16 protein-coding genes and 1 pseudogene are annotated in these 17082 nt (G+C 61.7%); 10 read left to right on the top strand and 7 right to left on the bottom strand.

From position 1 onward, the window contains the following. Window positions 1–69 precede the first annotated feature (69 nt). Window positions 70–585, top strand: a complete 516-nt coding sequence (locus ACFR99_RS13570) for a hypothetical protein (RefSeq protein WP_390288283.1) — start codon at window positions 70–72, stop codon at window positions 583–585. Between the two features lie 88 nt (window positions 586–673). Further along, window positions 674–910 (top strand): toxin-antitoxin system TumE family protein, encoded by a 237-nt coding sequence (locus tag ACFR99_RS20385; RefSeq protein WP_465260902.1) that lies wholly within the window; start codon window positions 674–676, stop codon window positions 908–910. A 31-nt stretch (window positions 911–941) separates the two neighbouring features. Here ACFR99_RS20385 and ACFR99_RS13565 read toward each other — a convergent pair whose 3' ends face one another. Further along, on the bottom strand, window positions 942–1658 hold the full coding sequence (locus tag ACFR99_RS13565; RefSeq protein ID WP_390288232.1) for a class I SAM-dependent methyltransferase: 717 nt from the start codon (window positions 1656–1658) through the stop codon (window positions 942–944). A gap of 275 nt (window positions 1659–1933) precedes the next feature. On the opposite strand from ACFR99_RS13565, the gene ACFR99_RS13560 reads away from it, so the two are divergent. Next, window positions 1934–2116, top strand: a complete 183-nt coding sequence (locus ACFR99_RS13560) for an HVO_0649 family zinc finger protein (protein ID WP_390288230.1) — start codon at window positions 1934–1936, stop codon at window positions 2114–2116. 136 nt (window positions 2117–2252) lie between these two features. After that, window positions 2253–2531: a hypothetical protein gene (locus ACFR99_RS13555; protein WP_390288228.1), complete on the top strand. Its 279-nt coding sequence runs from the start codon at window positions 2253–2255 to the stop codon at window positions 2529–2531. 561 nt (window positions 2532–3092) lie between these two features. On the opposite strand, the gene ACFR99_RS13550 is transcribed toward ACFR99_RS13555, so the two are convergent. From ACFR99_RS13550 to ACFR99_RS13540, 3 genes and pseudogenes are all read right to left on the bottom strand, one after another. Next, a complete protein-coding gene (locus tag ACFR99_RS13550; RefSeq protein WP_390288226.1) occupies window positions 3093–3452 on the bottom strand; it encodes a DUF7344 domain-containing protein in 360 nt (119 codons plus the stop codon). Between the two features lie 70 nt (window positions 3453–3522). Then, the gene (locus tag ACFR99_RS13545; RefSeq protein ID WP_390288224.1) at window positions 3523–4179 is read right to left on the bottom strand and encodes a helix-turn-helix domain-containing protein; all 657 of its coding nucleotides are present in this window, start codon (window positions 4177–4179) and stop codon (window positions 3523–3525) included. A 1200-nt stretch (window positions 4180–5379) separates the two neighbouring features. Then, window positions 5380–5723 (bottom strand): annotated as a pseudogene (locus ACFR99_RS13540) (YbjQ family protein). 341 nt (window positions 5724–6064) lie between these two features. On the opposite strand from ACFR99_RS13540, the gene ACFR99_RS13535 reads away from it, so the two are divergent. Further along, the gene (locus tag ACFR99_RS13535) at window positions 6065–7192 is read left to right on the top strand and encodes a sugar-transfer associated ATP-grasp domain-containing protein (RefSeq protein ID WP_390288222.1); all 1128 of its coding nucleotides are present in this window, start codon (window positions 6065–6067) and stop codon (window positions 7190–7192) included. A 227-nt stretch (window positions 7193–7419) separates the two neighbouring features. Here ACFR99_RS13535 and bchI read toward each other — a convergent pair whose 3' ends face one another. Both bchI and ACFR99_RS13525 read right to left on the bottom strand, forming a co-directional pair. After that, window positions 7420–8526 carry a magnesium chelatase ATPase subunit I gene (gene bchI / locus ACFR99_RS13530; RefSeq protein ID WP_390288220.1) on the bottom strand — a complete coding sequence of 369 codons (1107 nt, stop codon included), beginning with the start codon at window positions 8524–8526 and terminating at the stop codon, window positions 7420–7422. Continuing rightward, window positions 8523–10448 carry a VWA domain-containing protein gene (locus tag ACFR99_RS13525; RefSeq protein WP_390288218.1) on the bottom strand — a complete coding sequence of 642 codons (1926 nt, stop codon included), beginning with the start codon at window positions 10446–10448 and terminating at the stop codon, window positions 8523–8525. The genes bchI and ACFR99_RS13525 overlap by 4 nt, the downstream gene beginning before the upstream one ends. A 187-nt stretch (window positions 10449–10635) precedes the next feature. Between ACFR99_RS13525 and ACFR99_RS13520 the strand changes: the two genes are divergently transcribed. The 5 genes from ACFR99_RS13520 (at window position 10636) to ACFR99_RS13500 (ending at window position 16256) form a co-directional block, all read left to right on the top strand. After that, window positions 10636–12573 (top strand): oxidoreductase, encoded by a 1938-nt coding sequence (locus tag ACFR99_RS13520; RefSeq protein ID WP_390288216.1) that lies wholly within the window; start codon window positions 10636–10638, stop codon window positions 12571–12573. Continuing rightward, on the top strand, window positions 12570–13577 hold the full coding sequence (locus ACFR99_RS13515; protein WP_390288214.1) for an electron transfer flavoprotein subunit alpha/FixB family protein: 1008 nt from the start codon (window positions 12570–12572) through the stop codon (window positions 13575–13577). Before ACFR99_RS13520 ends, ACFR99_RS13515 begins: the two co-directional genes overlap by 4 nt. After that, window positions 13574–14881, top strand: coding sequence for an FAD-dependent oxidoreductase (locus ACFR99_RS13510; protein WP_390288212.1), 1308 nt, complete (start codon window positions 13574–13576; stop codon window positions 14879–14881). The genes ACFR99_RS13515 and ACFR99_RS13510 overlap by 4 nt, the downstream gene beginning before the upstream one ends. Before the next feature lie 133 nt (window positions 14882–15014). Next, on the top strand, window positions 15015–15305 hold the full coding sequence (locus ACFR99_RS13505; RefSeq protein ID WP_390288210.1) for a ferredoxin family protein: 291 nt from the start codon (window positions 15015–15017) through the stop codon (window positions 15303–15305). Window positions 15306–15404: 99 nt separating this feature from the next. Further along, window positions 15405–16256, top strand: coding sequence for an electron transfer flavoprotein subunit beta/FixA family protein (locus tag ACFR99_RS13500; protein ID WP_390288208.1), 852 nt, complete (start codon window positions 15405–15407; stop codon window positions 16254–16256). 42 nt (window positions 16257–16298) lie between these two features. Here the strand turns inward: ACFR99_RS13500 and ACFR99_RS13495 are convergent, their stop codons facing one another. Then, entirely contained in the window at window positions 16299–17057 is a 759-nt protein-coding gene (locus ACFR99_RS13495; RefSeq protein WP_390288206.1) for a creatininase family protein, read from the bottom strand. Window positions 17058–17082: the final 25 nt, after the last annotated feature.

The raw sequence follows: 17082 nt of genomic DNA, 5'->3' as shown, positions 1-17082 counted from the left end.
GAACGGGAACGAAGTCCAAGGAGTGACCGCGACCATACATTTTTCTTGAACGTATTTGTTGGATAGGGTATGGATTCGGTTCGTGCCCGCGGTGTTCTGCTGGGGTTGGCGTGTGGGGATGCGCTTGGACGACCGGTCGAGTCCGTTCGGCAGCGTGACGGGGATATCGACGCGTTAGGTAATCGGGACGAATTCGGGAACTACGAGTGGTGGCCGGACCGTAAAGAGAGGCTTCGAATACTCGCTGAGCTGTTGCCCGACGAAACTGAATATGTCGTCGTCGGTGATCTCGACTTGAGTCACGTTGACGGGTGGGATCATTACCACGCATTGGACTTGGTTGAACTCGTCCGAGACGGCGAAATCGAAGTCCCGGTGCCGTCATCAAACGATCTGGTTCCAGACAGTAGAGTCGAGTCAGCGGACGAGGTGCGAGACGTCCTGGCCGACGGGTACGTGTTCGAACTCACTCATCGGACGGATGGTGAGACGAAGACGCGTCTGGTCACGCATTTCGAGCCGGAGCGCCCACCGATGACGCCGTTGAAGAGCCCGCCTGCGTTCTGGCTCGAGACTCATGGTTGATCGTCTCCGGTCAAGCGAACCGCACGAGCCCCGAGTACTGCCTATCCCGAACTGACTACTAAAACAACTCAACCGTCCGAAATCAAGGATTGTCACGCCGAATAATCTAGGCCTGCAGTGTCGCTGGGATCGCCATCCAAAGCCAGAGGTGCCTCGAGAACATTTCCATCCCCCGCCAGACGCATCCTCAGTGGTGGTGTCTTCTCCATTCAAGTCTGAGCATCAGCTAAATGTCCTCTTCGCTGTGCTTGAATGGATCGAAGACCGCGTTCAGAGTTGCATGCGTAGGTGTGTATTGTTCGCGCTTACTCGGGAGTCACTTTAACTCAAGGACTCTCCTTGAACTGACGTTGAGATTAAGCCCCGCACTCTGCTTTCGCTGATGGTGTTGCGATGAACACGTGGTACGGGTCCGTTCGATGAGGGCTATCGACCTGGTGACACACCTTAACTGCGAAGCCGGCATCGGTGAGCTGTTGTCGCCAGTATGATTCCGGATCGGCACTGGTCGCCGCCGGTGTCAGTGGGAGCTCGAGGACTCCGAGTGTCCCGTCGGGTGCACAGACGCGGTGCAGTTCCTCGAGCGCTTTCGGCTGGTCTGTGGCGGGCAGGTCGTGGAGCACCCGGCAGGCGGTTACCACGTCCTGGGTATCGCTCGCAATGGGCAGTCGTGTCGCGTCACCGGCGACGGCAGTTACATCGAGACCGGCGGCGCGGCCGTTGCGGATGGCGAGGGCTGGACTGTTCCCGAGAATGACGCGGTCATCGAACACGTCGAGGCCGATAACCGAACAGGTTTCCGGGACGAACGGTGCGATGCCGACCAGTGACCGCCCTGTTCCGCAACCGACATCGAGCACTGTGGTCGCGTCCGCGAGCGGGAGTCGTGTCGCCAGTGCCGCGTACTTCTTCTCGCGAATGACCCAGGGCGGTGGCGAGAAGAGAGTCCGACTTTGGTACGTGGTAATAGCGGCTGTCGTGAGCCCTGCCGCGACGGCGACGTGGTGCAGCCACCTTGAGGTCGTCTGCCGACCAATCAATATCGCTCCAAACCCGATCGTGAAGCCGATCATTAGCCGGCGCAGTCGACGCCGCCAATGATACACGCCAAAGTAGTACATTAGTGGGGGGTAGCGTGTGGCCATTTCGTCCGGCGGCCACGGAGTGGACACATAGTGGGTGTCTTATGCAGGCCGGATCGTCTGCGATCAGACATGCGTCACTTATCTATTGTAGTGATATTAAAACACGCCCCAGAACGGTGCTACGAAAAATTCTCAGACGATAGCAGAAGAGATGGTCATGAGGGACCACCTCATTTTTACTTCCAGCGGTGGTAGCATGCTATATGACAACAGTGCTCGAGCGCCTTCGGCGGCGCTACGAAACGACGGAGAAGAAATGTCCAGACTGTGGGTACGTGGACGAGGAGGGTAACTGGGAGAGCCGAACGGACGGCCAGCAACTCGTGTATCGTCACGTCTGCCCCAGTTGTGATGCGACTCGAGAGCATACGTTCAATCTGAAGTGATGGGTGGCTCGCAGCTGGTGGCAACGAATACACATCAGGTGACATCTCCTCTCGAGGAGATTTTCCGTCGTGCTGGAGAGCCAGGCGTTCGACGCATAGCCGAAATATACAGGTCGAGTCCACCCTTTTTATCAGTATGACACGAACTGTTGACGATCTGCGAAACGAGATTCGGCTGGCCGTGGGTCGATACGAACGGCAGGAATCCACTGCTTTCACCAAAGAGGCTCTCGCTGCAATTTGTGATGCTGTGGACTACGAGATAGACACGAATCGTCTTCCGTCCAAGCCACAGATGCGGGCGGGAATCCTCTGGAAAATCGGTGTGTTAGAGGAAGACGACCCAGACAAGGCAGGGAATCCTTTCCGCAAGGAGGAACTCAAATCGATTGCTGCTTCGCTTCAAGACGAGTAGCAATCAGATTTCTCTTGTACATTCTGGTGAACTGACTAATAGCTGTGGAACCAGTAAGAAATCGCGTGTACTTAGCACCCGATAACTCCTCTGATGGCGAGGTTTAACAAAACCGAAGCGAGGGTATCAGAGGACAGTTCACGTATCTCTCCGCGGTAATCCTCCGATCAGTACGGGAAAATCGATGATCAGCTACTGGAGGATATCGAATCAGAGTCATCTGACTCTTCGAGAGTGATATACTCAATAGAGCGGCAACGGCAATTTTCTCGACCGACCGCTTTGATATCTCCATTTGGCCAGTAGTAGGCTGTGTATACGGCTGCACAGGATTTGCACTTCGAGAGAACTCTGGCTACATCGTCTCTGCGTGCCATCTCCTGGTGAGAAGATCGGCTCTTTACATAAATCAGGCTCTGTTGAATTCCTCTTCTTTAGATAGCTATTTTCGAGAAACTACTGTCACTTCACCTGCGTACTGTTCGTCGTCCTTATTCCCTCAATGAAATGATCTAGCACAAAATGAAGATAAAGCCGAGAAGGGTGGACGGTTGATCGACACTAGAGTTCGATCGGCGTTTCAAGTGTGGGGTCTGCACCAATGATCGTGGACACGGTCGGTTGTACCTGCTCGAACTGTTCAGTTGGTTCCACTAGATGCCGGTCTGAATAATAGGTGGCGAACCCTTCTGCGGCCAACTTTGGGAGGTGAATATGATGGAGTGAGAGACGAGTCTCTGCTATCACGTCTTCAGGCGCCTCTGTAATTGGGGTTTGATGATTGTACTTGAGGATAGCCTGTGTGAGGTCATCAACCGTCAACGACCGCTGTTCCTCTGCGAGTATTCCAAGTACGACCCGACGATGCTGGTGTTGACACAGGTCGAGCACCGAGTCGAAGGCGGCAGATGACCCAGTCATTAAATATAGTGCAAGCGCTCGACGGCAATCACGTTCGCTTTTTCATACACAAACTGCTTTTTACAATCGATCAGGATCGGTCTGCGACAGCCGAGAGCGTACTCCCGAGGACGTGGTTGATCCCTCCCCGGAGCCGGGAACCGACGGCCTGCTGTGAGATGCCGAGTTCCTCGCCGAGTTCTTCCAACGTGACCTGTCGTGGGGACTCGAAGTAGCCGCGCTCGTAGGCGAGGATCAGTGCCTCTTGCTGGGTGTCGGTGAGAGCAGCTTCAGTCTCCGTTTCAACCGGTGTGAGCGCATTCAACTCAGTCAATGTGATTGGGATGTCCAGTTCTCGACACCGTCGTTGAAAGTTTGCGACGTCGGTTCGATCGTCGCCGCGGATTTCGAACGTCCACTGCTGATTCGTGCCAATAGCCCTAATGAGCGGCACTTCTGTCTCCGTCAATATGGTCAGCACGTCGTCGTGGTCCAGCGCCCACTCGACGCGTAACAGGTACTCGTCCTCAACGGAGTCAACGAACAGAATCTCCTTCACGCCCGGGTGCTCGGTGAATGTGCTCTCGATGTCGGTGACTTCGGTTCCCCGTACCCAGAAGTAGGGGATCACCACGTCCCGAGCGGGGATCAGTCGCTCCAACTCGACCGTTACGTTCGGCAGTTGGTTGAACACTGTCCCCAAGGGGAATTGGTCTGACGGAACCGCGAACGTAGCCTCGGTAGCCATCGTCTGTCCCGTGGGCTTCCAGCTCTAAAGGTCTACGACTGATCGTATCATACTCAAGGCGCCACCGATCCCGGACGTCTGATCGCCTAGGTATCGTTACCTGCTTCCTCTGTGTTGATCGTTAGCGGTGGCGTTGAGGGTGCCAAGCCCCCGCCCTCACGGAGCGATCGGAGAGAGCGAGTACGGCGGGGATACGGCACCCGCACGAGTCTCAAACATGCTCCCTGACAACCGCTATACACTTATCCATCTGATATTGATAAAGTGATATGGATATTTATGTGTGTCTGACGTTACTCTCATAGAGTGAGAACAATAAAAGAACTGGTCAGGTCATTGTTCTTCGGGACGACGGAGCCGACCACCGTCCGTGAGTGTCGCCGGTGTGGGACCGAGGTCTCAGCGTCGGCCACCCGCTGTCCTCGGTGCAATGCCGACACGATTTCTGAGTACAAGATCGAGTGAGAGGCCACAGTCAACGTGGATGGCATTTGGTCCGACTTGCGCGTACCCAGCAACGGGCCGGATACTCCGTAGTCGAGGGTGTCTGTGTGGTGGAAAGTCGCTCTGAAATCCACGATACGTATCGGCTCACAGTCCGCTAGTTCAATTTGTCGAGCATGTCACGCGTGGAGAGGTCAAACACACTGCAGACGAGCACGGTGAGCGGCATGGCCACATCGCCGAATGCGACTGTCTCGAGGCGGAGTGCAGTAACGAGGAGTGGGTCGGTGACCGAACCCGCGGCGAGGATTGTGCCGGAACTAAGAAATAGGAGTGTGGTTCCGTACAGTGCTGCCCAACTGCAGCCGCGTGCCCAGTGGCGCCGGTAGAGGTGGCCGGCACCTGGCCAGCACACCGCCAAGAGATACGCCGGCCATCGTTTCAGGTACGCAACGAGGCGAACTACGGTCGTTGCGGGTCGTGTCGATAGGAGGGCGTCGCTGGCGGACTGTGGACCGGTGTCCGTTCGGGCAGGGGTTGGGTCTGACGTCGCCATAACCGTTGCAACCAGACTGTCGTCTAAAAATGTCAGTCAGACACCTGTGTGACACGGTGTCGGTGTGCGATGCGGGGCGACCGTCGCCCCGAACACTTACTCCTTTGCCGATCGAGATGCACGATACGGTCGCAGAACCGACGTGATCGAGTTCGTACGGTAACGCCGAACACGGTCGCTGTCACAGACAGCTTCCGCGATCAACCCGACGTTCTGCTCTGTGTTTTGACTGCAGTTCCTGAGAGGTTGCCCCAGAGCATGCCCTCTCCCATCTCCTCGTAATCGAACGTCGCACCAATTACAGCGTCAGCACCCCGTTCTCGTGCGTCCGCCTGGATATCGTTGATCGCTTCCGTCCGCCCGTTCTCGATCTTCTTTTCGTACGATCCGCTCCGTCCCCCGACAACGTCTCGGATCCCGGCGGCGATGTCGCTCATGACGTTCGCGCCGATTATGTCTTCGCCCGAGACCACACCGAGATACTCCTAACTTCTCGTCCCTCGAGGCTGTCCGTCGTTGTGATCGTGATATCTGATTCCGCCATACTCATCAATATCCAACCTGATTGATGATAACCACAGATAGCAGTGAACCGTCTCGAGGCACGCGGCCTGCTCCGCCTGTAGGTACGGGGAGCGGTTTCCTTCCAGCGCTCCTTGATACGGATTCCTGTTAGTCAGTGTCGGTGCAACTGCGACACGTCCTGCGGTCCCGCCGGGGACTCGGTACAGCAGACCGTATGAGTGCTTTGTTCTGAATCATAAGAAGATATGTCTTCACTAAATCCGCTGCGTCTGATCATACGGATCCTGATTCCTGATTTGAGTGTTTTAGCAGAGACTACTCTGAATATAAGTATGTACTGCAGGTGTATAGCGGCTATCGATGATCCGAGAGGCATACCAGACCGTAAATCAGGTTCGAAAACTCATCCGAGAAGAGCGGCGATCCGGTCCCACCTTCGATGTCTCACCTCGTGACCGACTTCGGCACTACAGGCATGGATTTTTGAGCAAATCAGGTGTCATTTACGATTTCGAGACCTACGATCCCAGCGCCTATCTCAGTGACTATCAGCGGTTCGTTCGATCGAGCCGGATCAACGGCCACTGGAACGCCCTCATCGATAACAAGCTCGCGTTTCATCGGGTCCTTGGCGAGTTTCCCTCGCACCGACCGTCGGTGTATGGGCTCCTCAAGAACGGACGCTTCCATCTCTTCGACCCGGACGACAACAGGACAGTTGTGAGCGACGGTGGGAGCGAACTCGAGTATCGGACCGCTCCCGACACCGCACACCCAACCATGGATCCGCTCGAGTGGTTTGACACTGCTCTCTCGGACGGGGATCGACTTGTGCTGAAGTGGTTCAGCGGCGGTGGCGGAAACAACGTCCACTTTCTCGAACGGCGAGACGGTTCGTACCTGTACGACGGAACTGCGAAAACCGACGCCGAACTCGCAGATATAGTCGGATCCCTCGACGACTACCTCGTCTGTGAGTTTGTCGACCAAGCTGACTACGCGGATGAACTGTTTCCTGAGACGACAAACACGGTGCGGGTCCTCACGATGTTTGATGAGCGGACACAGGACGCGTTTATTCCCATCGCGATCCACCGGATCGGGAGCAGCGACTCTGTCCCCGTCGATAACTTTTCGAACGGTGGGTTAAGTGCAGAGGTCGATCGGGAAACAGGACGACTCAGTGCCGGCGCTGAATATCCGCACGATGGCACCGTCGACTGGCATGACAACCACCCTGAAACCGGTGCTCGTATTGAAGGCACGGCGATCCCTGGCTGGGATGCAATTCGCGAGCGACTGCTCGAGATTGCCGGTACGTTCTCACACCTGCCATATGTCGGCTGGGACCTCGTCGTCACCAGCAAGGGCGAGTTCAAGATCATCGAGGCTAATAGTTATCCGGGTGTGGCATCGCTTCAGGTGCATCGGCCGCTCCTGGCAGAGGACCGGACACGACGCTTCTACCAACGACATCGCGTCGTCTGATGGAAAGACAAGGCGAAAGCCTCGTCGTTTCTGGGAGGATGACGCCGACGAATGAGTACCTATCCACACAGCCGGAGGCCCCGATGGTCTCGGTTGGTGTTCCTTCGGGGACACACGACAGACGTGCTCTCCTTCGACGGAATCTTCGCGCTTCAGCGTGGGGTGGATATCAAATCAGTAAAAAAACTGTGATACTGCGGTTGCTCTGGCACTGACAGCGATCCGTCTCAATCCTCGAGATCCAGCCGATCCCGGACGTCGTGGAACGCACTCATTACGTCCGCTTCTTCTTCCTCGAACGGGAGCCGCTTGAGCCGGTGGTTCAGGGCCAGCCGGGCGACGCGGCGGACGGTGCGTGCTGTCACGGCATCCGCTCCTTCGAACGCCGCCAGCGTCCGTGCAGCCCGCCGGAGCGTAATGTCGCCGCGGTGGCCGTCTACCTCGAGTTCGATGTTCATTCCGGCGATGAGCCGGGCGATGTCGTCGGGGAGCGTGACGGCCTCGAGTCGAGCCCGCGCCTCGACGATCCGCTCTCGGAGGTGTTGTTGCTCGTCGGCGTAGGTGGCGGCGAACGCGTCGGGATCGTCGTCGAAGGCGGCCCGGCGCGTGCTGATCTCGACGCGGTCGTCGACCTCGCTGACTCCCTCGACGTCGACGACGAGCCCGAACCGGTCGAGTAGTTGCGGGCGGAGGTCGCCTTCCTCCGGGTTCATCGTCCCGACGAGGATGAACTCCGCGGGGTGGCGGACGGAGACGCCTTCGCGTTCGACGACGTTGACGCCCATCGCCGCGGCGTCCAACAGGACGTCGACGATGTGGTCGTCGAGCAGGTTCACCTCGTCCACGTAGAGGATGTTTCGATTGGCCGCCGCCAGAATGCCGGGCTCGAACTCCCGCTCGCCCTCCCTGACTGCACGCTCGAGATCGATACTCCCGACGACGCGGTCCTCCGAGGCGTTCAATGGGAGATCGACTACGCGCATCGGCTGCTCTTCGACGGGGAGTTCCTCGTCGCTTTCGTAGCGTTCCCGACAGGAGTCACACATCCGGTCGGGATCCGTCGGCGGACAGCGATAGGGACAGTCGGCGACGACGGTCACGTCCGGGAGGACGTCGGCGAGCGCCCGGACGGCCGTCGACTTGGCGGTCCCGCGCTCGCCACGGATGAGTACGCCGCCGATGTCCGGATTGATCGCGTTGAGAACGAGCGCGCGTTTCATCTCGGATTGGTCGACGATCGCGGTAAACGGGAACGTACGGGAGCGCTCTCCCGCGGCGGGCTCGTCGCTTCCTCCGGTCGATACCGTCGGCGTAGCTGGTTCGTTATTCGTCATACGGCTTCCTCCGTGGGCTCGATCGGGAGCTGTGTCTCCCGGGGTAGGTCGACCAGCGGCAGGTAGTCGGCACCCATCGTCTCGGCGTACGTGAGGTTTCGCTCGAGGCGTTTGCGCTTGATCCGTTCTGCCTTGCGGTGTGTCCAGATCTCGTCGGGTGTCGTGTCGATCTCGTAGCCGGTATCGACGAACACGGACGGAATATCGTCATCGGCGAACAGCGCGGCGGCCTCGAAGGCGTCGTCTTTCGGGTCGCCGTCCTCGCGATACTCGACATTCGTTTGCCCGTCCGAGAACAGGACTACGAGCGGGTAGAGGTCCTCGTCACGGCGTTTCTCGCGGGTGACGAGACGGTAGGCCTCGACGAGGCCGTGTGCCAGCGGTGTGTTCCCACCGACAGTCAGGTTCGAGACCGACCGGCGGGCGGCCTGCAGGTTCCGCGTCGGCTCCACGAGGGTAAAGGCCCCCTCGCCCCGGAAGACGACGACGGCGACGCGATCACGTGCCCGATATGCGTCTTCGATCAACGAGAGGATCCCGCGTTTGGTCTCCATCATCTGTTGGCCGCTCATGACGCTGCCGCTCGCGTCGACGACGAAGACCACGAGCGCTCGAGCCGTCCGCTGGCGGATCTTCTGACGCAGATCCCGTGGTTCGACGACGATCGCGCGATCGTCGTCCGGTACACGTGTCGACTGGTGGGGGGCCGCCGCCCGGACCGTCGAATCGATCGCGACGTCGTCGACCGTCTCTGCGGTTCGTGCATCGACGTACCGACCGGATTTGACGTCGACCGTCGACGGTGTCCGTCGTGCCAGCCGGTCGCGCATGGTGCGGTCTTTCGGCGGCTGGATGGCGGTTCGGTCGACCGGATAGGACTCCTCTCCCTCGGCGATCGGCATGCCGCCGGCAGCGCCGTCGATATCCTGATCACCCTCCGTCTCCTGCTCGTCGTCGTCACCTTCGACGTCGCCCTCGGCCTCGCTTCCGAGGACGCCCTTGCCAAAGTTCATCTCCGGGACGCCCTCGACGCGGTGTGGGAACGCAAAGTACTGGGCTTCGCGGGCGTGGGCCTTAGTGACGTCGTCGGCTTCCTCGAGTGCGGCGATGGCGCGGGCGATCCGGTGGACCGCGACGTCCGCTCGCATCCCGTGGGCGCGCTGGCGGACGGCCTGGTAGGAGACGTCCTCGAGGATCGACTCGTCGATCGACACGTCGGGGAGTCGATCGCGGGCGGCACGGAGTTGCGCGCGGAGCGCGTCTTGCTCGTCGGCGTAGGCGCGGCGAAAGCCCTCCGGGTCGTCGTCGAACGCCTCACGGCGTTCGGCGATCCGAACGCGCTCGTCGACGTCGTCGCTCGCCTCGACATCGACGACGAGGTCGAACCGATCGAGCAGCTGCGGGCGAAGCTCGCCTTCTTCGGGATTCATCGTCCCGACGAGGATGAAATTCGCCGGATGGCGAACGGAGACGCCCTCGCGCTCGACGATGTTCTCTCCCATCGCCGCGGCGTCCAACAGGACGTCGACGATGTGATCGTCGAGCAGGTTCACCTCGTCGACGTAGAGGACGTTTCGGTTGGCTGCTGCCAGGATTCCCGGTTCGAAGTAGTTCGCCCCCTCGGAAACCGCTCGCTCGAGGTCGATACTCCCGACGACGCGGTCTTCTGAGGCGTTCAGGGGTAGATCGACGACACCCATTCGATGGCGGGCCGTCGGGAGCGTGTCTCGGTCGTCGGCCCGACGCTGACACTCCTCGCACAGTCGGCCCTCGTCCGACGGCTCACACCGAAACCGACAGTCTTCGACGACCTCCTGTGTCGGCAGAATCTCCGTCAGCGCGCGAACGGCCGTTGACTTCGCCGTCCCACGTTCTCCACGGAGTAGAACGCCCCTGACGTCGTGATTGACGGCTGCTATCATGAGCGCCCGCTTCATCGCTCGTTGATCGACGATCGCGCTGAAGGGATACGGAGCTACCACGGTATCACAGCTCGAGTGAGTATGTGTGTCATACACACCCTCACAAAACAAGAACGTTCCGGTCGTCGGTACACCTTTACCTGTTGATTCCTACCATGGTTCTAGAGAACATACGACATAAATTGCCATGACAGAGATGCTTTTCACACCGAAATCGATCGGGTCCGTCACGATCCCGAACCGGACGGTGTTTCTCGCCCACGAGACGGGGTTCGCCGAGAACGGGTTGCCGACGGAACGTGACGCGGCCTACTACAGAGCCCGCGCACGGGGTGGCGTCGGTCTCATCGTGGGTCCCTCGAGCATGCTCGTCCACCCGAGCGCGTCGAACCCGATGTACGCGTCGGGATACGACCCCGAGGTCGTTCCCCGGCTGCGGACCATCGCCGACGCCTGTCACGAGTACGGGACGAAGGTGTTCGCACAGTTACAACACACCGGCGGCGAGGATTCAGGCGAGTTCGCGATGCACGAGACGTGGGCTCCCTCGGCGGTCCCGACCGACTTCGGCTACGAGATGCCAAAGCGAATGGAAATCGAGGACATCGAGGAGATCAAACTCGGCTTCGCGAAGACGGCCGAACACGTCAAGCGCGGCGGCCTCGACGGCATCGAGTTGAAAGCCGGCCACGACGGCATCTTGCGGCAGTTCATCTCGCCGAAGTACAACCACCGCGACGACCGGTACGGCGGGTCGACCGAGAACCGCGTCCGGCTCGTCAACGAGGTCGTCGAAGCGATCCGCAATCGGGTCGGCGAGGAGTTCCCCATCGGCATTCGGTTTACGCTAGACGAGATGGAAGACGGCGGTTACGACTACGACTACGCCGTCGACGTCCTTCGTCACCTCCACCCCAGCCTCGACTTTCTCGATTCGGACATCGCGACCATCTCGAAGCTGTACATCACGGACGCGCCGATGCACGCACCGCTCGGCTACACCTCGGAGTACTACGGGGCCGCTCGAGCGGAGCTCGACGTGCCGGTCATCGCCGCCGGGCGGATCAACGACATGACGAAGGCCAACGACCTCTTAGAGGAGGGGCAGGCGGACTTCATCGGGATGTGTCGCCAGCTCATCTGCGACGCCGATACCGTCCGGAAGGTTCGCGCGGGCGACGACGACGAGGTCACTCACTGTATCGCCTGCAATCAGAACTGTCTCGGCGGGATCCACACCAAAGGACACGTCGGCTGCATCCAGACGCCCCGATCGGGCCGGGAGACGAAGATCCCTCACGTCGAAGACCTCGAGGACGCACCGACGGCCAAGCGCATCCTCGTCGTGGGCGGCGGCCCCGCCGGCCTCTCTTTTGCCGTCACCGCGGCCGACTTCGGTCATCGGGTGACGATCCGAGAGCGCGAGGCCGTCCTCGGTGGCCAGTCGAACATCGCCACCGAGGTCGACTCCCGCCAGGAGTTCGGCGACGCCGTCCGTAACCTTCGCAACCAGTTGAACAACCGGGACGTGACCGTCGAGACCGGTGTCGAGGTCACGCCCGCGGACGTCGATCGCGAGGCCTGGGACGAGATCGTTGTCGCCACCGGCGCACGCGAGCGCCCGCCGCCGCTCGAGGGCGAAAACGTCTACCGGTCGTGGGACGTCTTGCGCGGCGACGACGTGGGCGAACGCGTGATCGTCCTCGACAACAACAACCACGCCGCCGGCGTCGGCGTCGCCGAGCAACTGGCCGTCGAGGGTCACGACGTGACCTTCGTGACGACCGCCTACCATCCCGGCGACCGGATGGAGGGGACGAACGTCCCGCCCTTCCTCGAGTCGCTGTACGAACACGACGTCGAGCTGTTGACTCACACGACGATCGTCGGCTTCGACGGCGACACGGCACAGCTCCTGAACGTCTACTCACAGGACGTCGAACCGCGAGCGGCGGATGCGCTCGTCGTCGCCGAACGCCGTGAGTCCCGAAACGGCCTCGCGGCGGCCTTGCGTGACCGGTTCGATGACGACTCTGTCCACCGGATCGGCGACTGCGTCGCACCGCGACTGATCGACACCGCGATCTACGACGGCGAGATGCTCGCCCGGGAGCTCTCGACATGACTGGGCCGATAGTGACGGTCCCCGACACCGACGACGGAGCGCTACTCGCGGAAGCACACCGGCTCGCGGAGGCGCTCGAGGCCGACGGTGAGCGCCGCCCAGACGTTCTCGCGGTTGCGCTCGATGGGATCATCGATCCCGAGGCGCTGACCGCAGGGCGGCCGGACGCGATCGTCCACGTCGTTCGCGAGGACGGGACGTTCGCGAGAGGGGCTGCGGCAGTGTCGTCACGCGCTGCTGCGCTCGCGACACTTGCGAGGGACGTCGAGCCGCTCGTCGTTGCCTTGCCGGAGAGTCCCGATACCGCCGATCTGGCCGCGGCGACGGCTCGCAGGCTCCGGGGTGGCTGTGTGACTGACTGCCTGCTCCGAGTTCGAGCGGGCGAGGTACGCGCCGGCCGGCCGGCATACAGCGAGCGCGCGTACGCGGAACTCTCTTTCGAACGCGGCCCCCCCGTCGTCACCCTGAACGTCGATGCACTCGGCACGCCCGAATCAGCGCCGAGCGAGTCGATACGCGAACGAACCTACGAGGTGACGGTCGGAGACGACGATCGACTCCGATCGCTCGGCGAACGCGAGGTGCCCGAGTCGGATCTCGCGAAAGCGCGGCGCATCGTCGCCGGCGGCTACGGGCTCGGCGACCCCGACGGCTTCGAAGTGATCGAGGAGGTAGCCGACGCGCTCGGGGCCGCCATCGGTGCGTCACGGCCGCCGGCCGACGAGGAGTGGGTCCCCTACGACCGCCAGATCGGCGTCACCGGCAAGGAGATCGACACGGAACTGTACGTCCCGTGTGCTATCTCCGGCGATCCCTACCACATGCGGGCGGTGAACGCCGAGTTCCTGCTGGCGATCAATACCGACCCGAGTGCACAGATCTTCAACGCCGCCGACCTCGGAATCGTCGGCGACGTCTACGAGTACGGCCCGGCGCTGGCTGCGGCGATCAGGGAGGCGACCGCTGACGACGAGCTCGAGGCGTCCGAGGAGGTGCCTCAATGACCGACGTCGACGTCGCTGTCGTCGGCTCGGGCCGTGCCGGCACCGCAGCGGCCTACAGACTGGCGTCTGAGGGCCTCGACGTCGCGATCCTCGAGCGGGCAAAACAGCCCGGTATGAAGAACATTACCGGCGGCGTGCTCTACGGTGACGTCCTTGCGAAACTCGTTCCCGAGTTCCCCGAGGAGGCACCCCTCGAGCGCCACGTCGTCGAGCACAACATCAAGTTGCTCCACGGCGACGCCGAGGTTTCGGTCGGCTACCGCGACCACGAACTGCGCGAAGAGCCGAACTACACCTTGATGCTCGGCAAGTTCGACCGGTGGTTCGTCGAGAAGGCCGAAGAACAGGGAGCACTGTTCCTGCCCGAAACCACGGTCACCGACGTCACACAGCAGCGCGACCAGGTCGTCGTCCACACCGACCGCGAGGACGGCGACCTCACGTGCCGGGCCGTGATCGGCGCGGACGGGGTCAACACGACCGTCGGGCGCGCGACCGGGATCCAGCGGACCATGCGCAACGAGGACCGGGCGCTGTCGGTGAAGAAAGTGATCAAACTCGGGCGCGACCGCATCAACGAGCGGTTCGCACTCGAGGGCGACGAGGGGGCCGCGTACATCTACACCGGCTACCCCGAAGGCGCACCGACGATCGGCTACTTCATCTACACGTTCGAGGACTACATCTCGGTCGGCGCGGTCGGCGGCCTGGAGACACTGCGCTGGCTCGGCGACGAGGGCTACGGCGAGACCGGCACGCCGCTGTACGGGCTGCTCGAGGAGTTCATGGAACTCGACGCGGTGCGGCCGTACGTCGCCGGCGACGTCGTCGAGGAGTACCAGGGCATCCTCGTCCCCGAGCACTCCTACGATTCGCTGCCCGAGCGGTACGATCGCCGGATCGCGCTCGTCGGCGACGCCGCTGGGCTCGTCCTCAACAAGGGTTACACCTTCCGCGGGCTCGACTACGGCGTGACGAGCGGCCTCGCCGCGGCCGATAGCGCACTCGAGTGCCACGCGAGTGGGAACTGGGACGCCTTTGGCGCGGGCTACGACGACCGCCTCGAACGATCCTACGTCCTCAAGGACATGAAACAGCACCGCCACCTGCCGGAGTTCCTCGAGAACGAGCGGATGTACGGTGCCTATCCGGGCGTGGCGGCGGCCGTGCTGCAGGGGATGTACTCCTCGAGTGCCGACGCGGCGGGATTGACCTGGAAACAGGCCTACCGGGCGTTCCGCCGGAGTGACGCGGGCGTCATCGACCTGCTCAAAGACGGCTACCGTGCGTTCAGATCACTATGACGATCGATTCGACCACGACTCACACGGACGACTCGCTCGCGGATCGACCCAAAGAGCGATATCGACACACGATGGCAACTACTGCAATGCGTTCACACACAACACGAACTAACGGTGACGACGAGGTGCCAGCATGAGCGTTCAGGACGACCTCGAGACGGTCAACTGGGATGTCAGCGAGGAGGCACACATCACGGTCGATAACGACCGCTGTGTGACCTGCGAGGACAAACCCTGCCTGCACCTCTGTCCGGCACAGTGTTTCGACTATCAGGAAGACCAGAAGGGTGGCATCTACTTCGCCTACGAACCCTGCATCGAATGTGGTGCGTGTATGGTCTTCTGTGGAAACGACCCCGAGAAAGGCGCCGTCTCCTGGTCGAAGACCGAGGGCGGCAAGGGCGTCGAGTTCGACTTCGGGTGATCCGATGCGACTGGATTCGCAGACGGTGATCGTAACCGGCGGCGACGTGGCCGTTATCGCGGGTGCAACGATCCCGGTCGGCGGAGGGATCACGGCGCGATGAAAGCGATCATCGGCGTACGGCCGGCACCCCACCGCGTCGTCGACGACGACGGTGTCGCCGAACCCTACCGGTGGCACCTCGGACTCGAGGACCGGGTCGCGCTCGAGGCGGCACTGCAGCAGGCGGAGACGACCGTCGCCGTCGGCATCGGTGGCGATGCGGCCCGTGACTGTGTTCGGTCCGCACTCGAGGCCGGCGTCGACGAGGGCCTGCTCGTCTCGTTCGATCCGATCGAGGAACTCGCCGCCGAGAAGTACGCGACCGTGCTCGCGCGTGTGGCTGCCCGCGAGTCGGCCGACGCGCTCTTCGTCGGCGAGTCCGCCCCACTCATGGGCCCCGAAGTCGCGGGGCTCGCGGGCGAGACCCTCGGGTGGCCGACCGCGAGTCACGTCACGGCGTTCGACGCCGATGAGGTGGCCGACGCTGAGCTCGAGGCGGACGAACTCGCTGTGCAGCGAAAGCTCGCGACGGGACGCCAGGAACTGCTCGCAGTCTCGCCGCCGGCGGTGTTCGGGATCGACAGCGGCTTCGCCAATCCACGTCGGTCGTCACTGCAGACTGCGATGGCCGGTCGCCGGGCGGCGATCCGCACGATCGCCCTCGAAGACGTCGTCCCCGACGAAACCCGGTTCTCGATGAGCGTCGGGAACGCGACTGTCGAGCACGTGCGAGCCAACGAGCGGTGGGGCCACGGACAGCCACCCCGCGAGGGCGGCGTCGAAGAGCGGATCTACCGCATGCTCGGCCGCGGCAGCGAGGAGCGCGGCAGTGGCGACGTGATCGACGTCCCACCGGACGAAGCGGCACAGCGAGCCGTCGATGCGCTCCGTGAGGCCGACCTGTTGTGAGACTGTCTCGTGGACCTCATCGAGGTCACGACGCTTCGCCGCTCATTCGTCTTCGAGCGCCCGAAACTCCTCTCGAATGAGTCCAACGTAGGCGTCGACGACGCGGTCGACGATCTCGTCACCGGCGTCGGCTGTGGCCTTTCGCGAGTCGCCGAGAACGCCCTCACTCGAGTAGACGTCGATCCCCCGGTTGAACAGGCGGGCCGGTGAAACGGCGTCCTCGTAGCCGACGACCAGCTCGTCTTCGCGGACTGCCTCGCGATCGAGCGCGAGTAGCATCGATGTCTCCGTCGCACCGGCGTGAACGACCGGCTCGTCGACGTCGATCCCGCTCTCCGCGAGCCCCTCGGCGAGCAGCTCCATGTACTGCTCGAGGTTAGAAACGCCAACGAGATCAGCGTCGGTCTCGGCGGCGAGCGTCGGCACGACCGCGTTGACGGCGGCGAACGAGCCGCCGTGGGCCGGCAGAAGCACGATCCGATCGACGGCGTGCGAGGCGAGCGAGTCGACGTGCTCCGCGAGGAGGTCCTCGAGCAGCCGCGACGGGATCGAGAGCGTCCCCGGGAACGAGTCGTGCTCCGTGGACGGCCCGACCGGAATCGGTGGAGCGACCAGTGCGTTCTCGAGTCGCTGGGCGACACGACGCGCGAGCGCGGTCGCGATTGTTGTATCGGTACCGAGTGGCAGGTGCGGTCCGTGCTGTTCGGTCGCGCCCAGCGGAACGAGGACTGTGGCGGGCTCGTGCTCGAACGCGGCTTCGACCTCGGTCCACGTCAATTCGGCGAGCAGTACGCTGTCCATGGCTCCTCTCACGAACGCCCCGTTC

Source organism: Haloarchaeobius amylolyticus, from assembly GCF_042678045.1.
Classification (GTDB): Archaea; Halobacteriota; Halobacteria; order Halobacteriales; family Natrialbaceae; genus Natrinema; species Natrinema amylolyticus_A.
Note: the sequence above shows the minus strand (reverse complement) of the source record. Positions and strands in the feature narration are given on the sequence as shown.

Coding starts and splice junctions, on each gene's coding strand:
- ACFR99_RS13570 (WP_390288283.1), top strand. CDS start 70: ATGGATTCGGTTCGTGCCCGCGGTGTTCTGCTGGGGTTGGCGTGTGGG.
- ACFR99_RS13565 (WP_390288232.1), bottom strand. CDS start 1,658: ATGATCGGCTTCACGATCGGGTTTGGAGCGATATTGATTGGTCGGCAG.
- ACFR99_RS13560 (WP_390288230.1), top strand. CDS start 1,934: ATGACAACAGTGCTCGAGCGCCTTCGGCGGCGCTACGAAACGACGGAG.
- ACFR99_RS13555 (WP_390288228.1), top strand. CDS start 2,253: ATGACACGAACTGTTGACGATCTGCGAAACGAGATTCGGCTGGCCGTG.
- ACFR99_RS13550 (WP_390288226.1), bottom strand. CDS start 3,452: ATGACTGGGTCATCTGCCGCCTTCGACTCGGTGCTCGACCTGTGTCAA.
- ACFR99_RS13545 (WP_390288224.1), bottom strand. CDS start 4,179: ATGGCTACCGAGGCTACGTTCGCGGTTCCGTCAGACCAATTCCCCTTG.
- ACFR99_RS13535 (WP_390288222.1), top strand. CDS start 6,065: ATGATCCGAGAGGCATACCAGACCGTAAATCAGGTTCGAAAACTCATC.
- bchI (WP_390288220.1), bottom strand. CDS start 8,526: ATGACGAATAACGAACCAGCTACGCCGACGGTATCGACCGGAGGAAGC.
- ACFR99_RS13525 (WP_390288218.1), bottom strand. CDS start 10,448: ATGATAGCAGCCGTCAATCACGACGTCAGGGGCGTTCTACTCCGTGGA.
- ACFR99_RS13520 (WP_390288216.1), top strand. CDS start 10,636: ATGACAGAGATGCTTTTCACACCGAAATCGATCGGGTCCGTCACGATC.
- ACFR99_RS13515 (WP_390288214.1), top strand. CDS start 12,570: ATGACTGGGCCGATAGTGACGGTCCCCGACACCGACGACGGAGCGCTA.
- ACFR99_RS13510 (WP_390288212.1), top strand. CDS start 13,574: ATGACCGACGTCGACGTCGCTGTCGTCGGCTCGGGCCGTGCCGGCACC.
- ACFR99_RS13505 (WP_390288210.1), top strand. CDS start 15,015: ATGAGCGTTCAGGACGACCTCGAGACGGTCAACTGGGATGTCAGCGAG.
- ACFR99_RS13500 (WP_390288208.1), top strand. CDS start 15,405: ATGAAAGCGATCATCGGCGTACGGCCGGCACCCCACCGCGTCGTCGAC.
- ACFR99_RS13495 (WP_390288206.1), bottom strand. CDS start 17,057: ATGGACAGCGTACTGCTCGCCGAATTGACGTGGACCGAGGTCGAAGCC.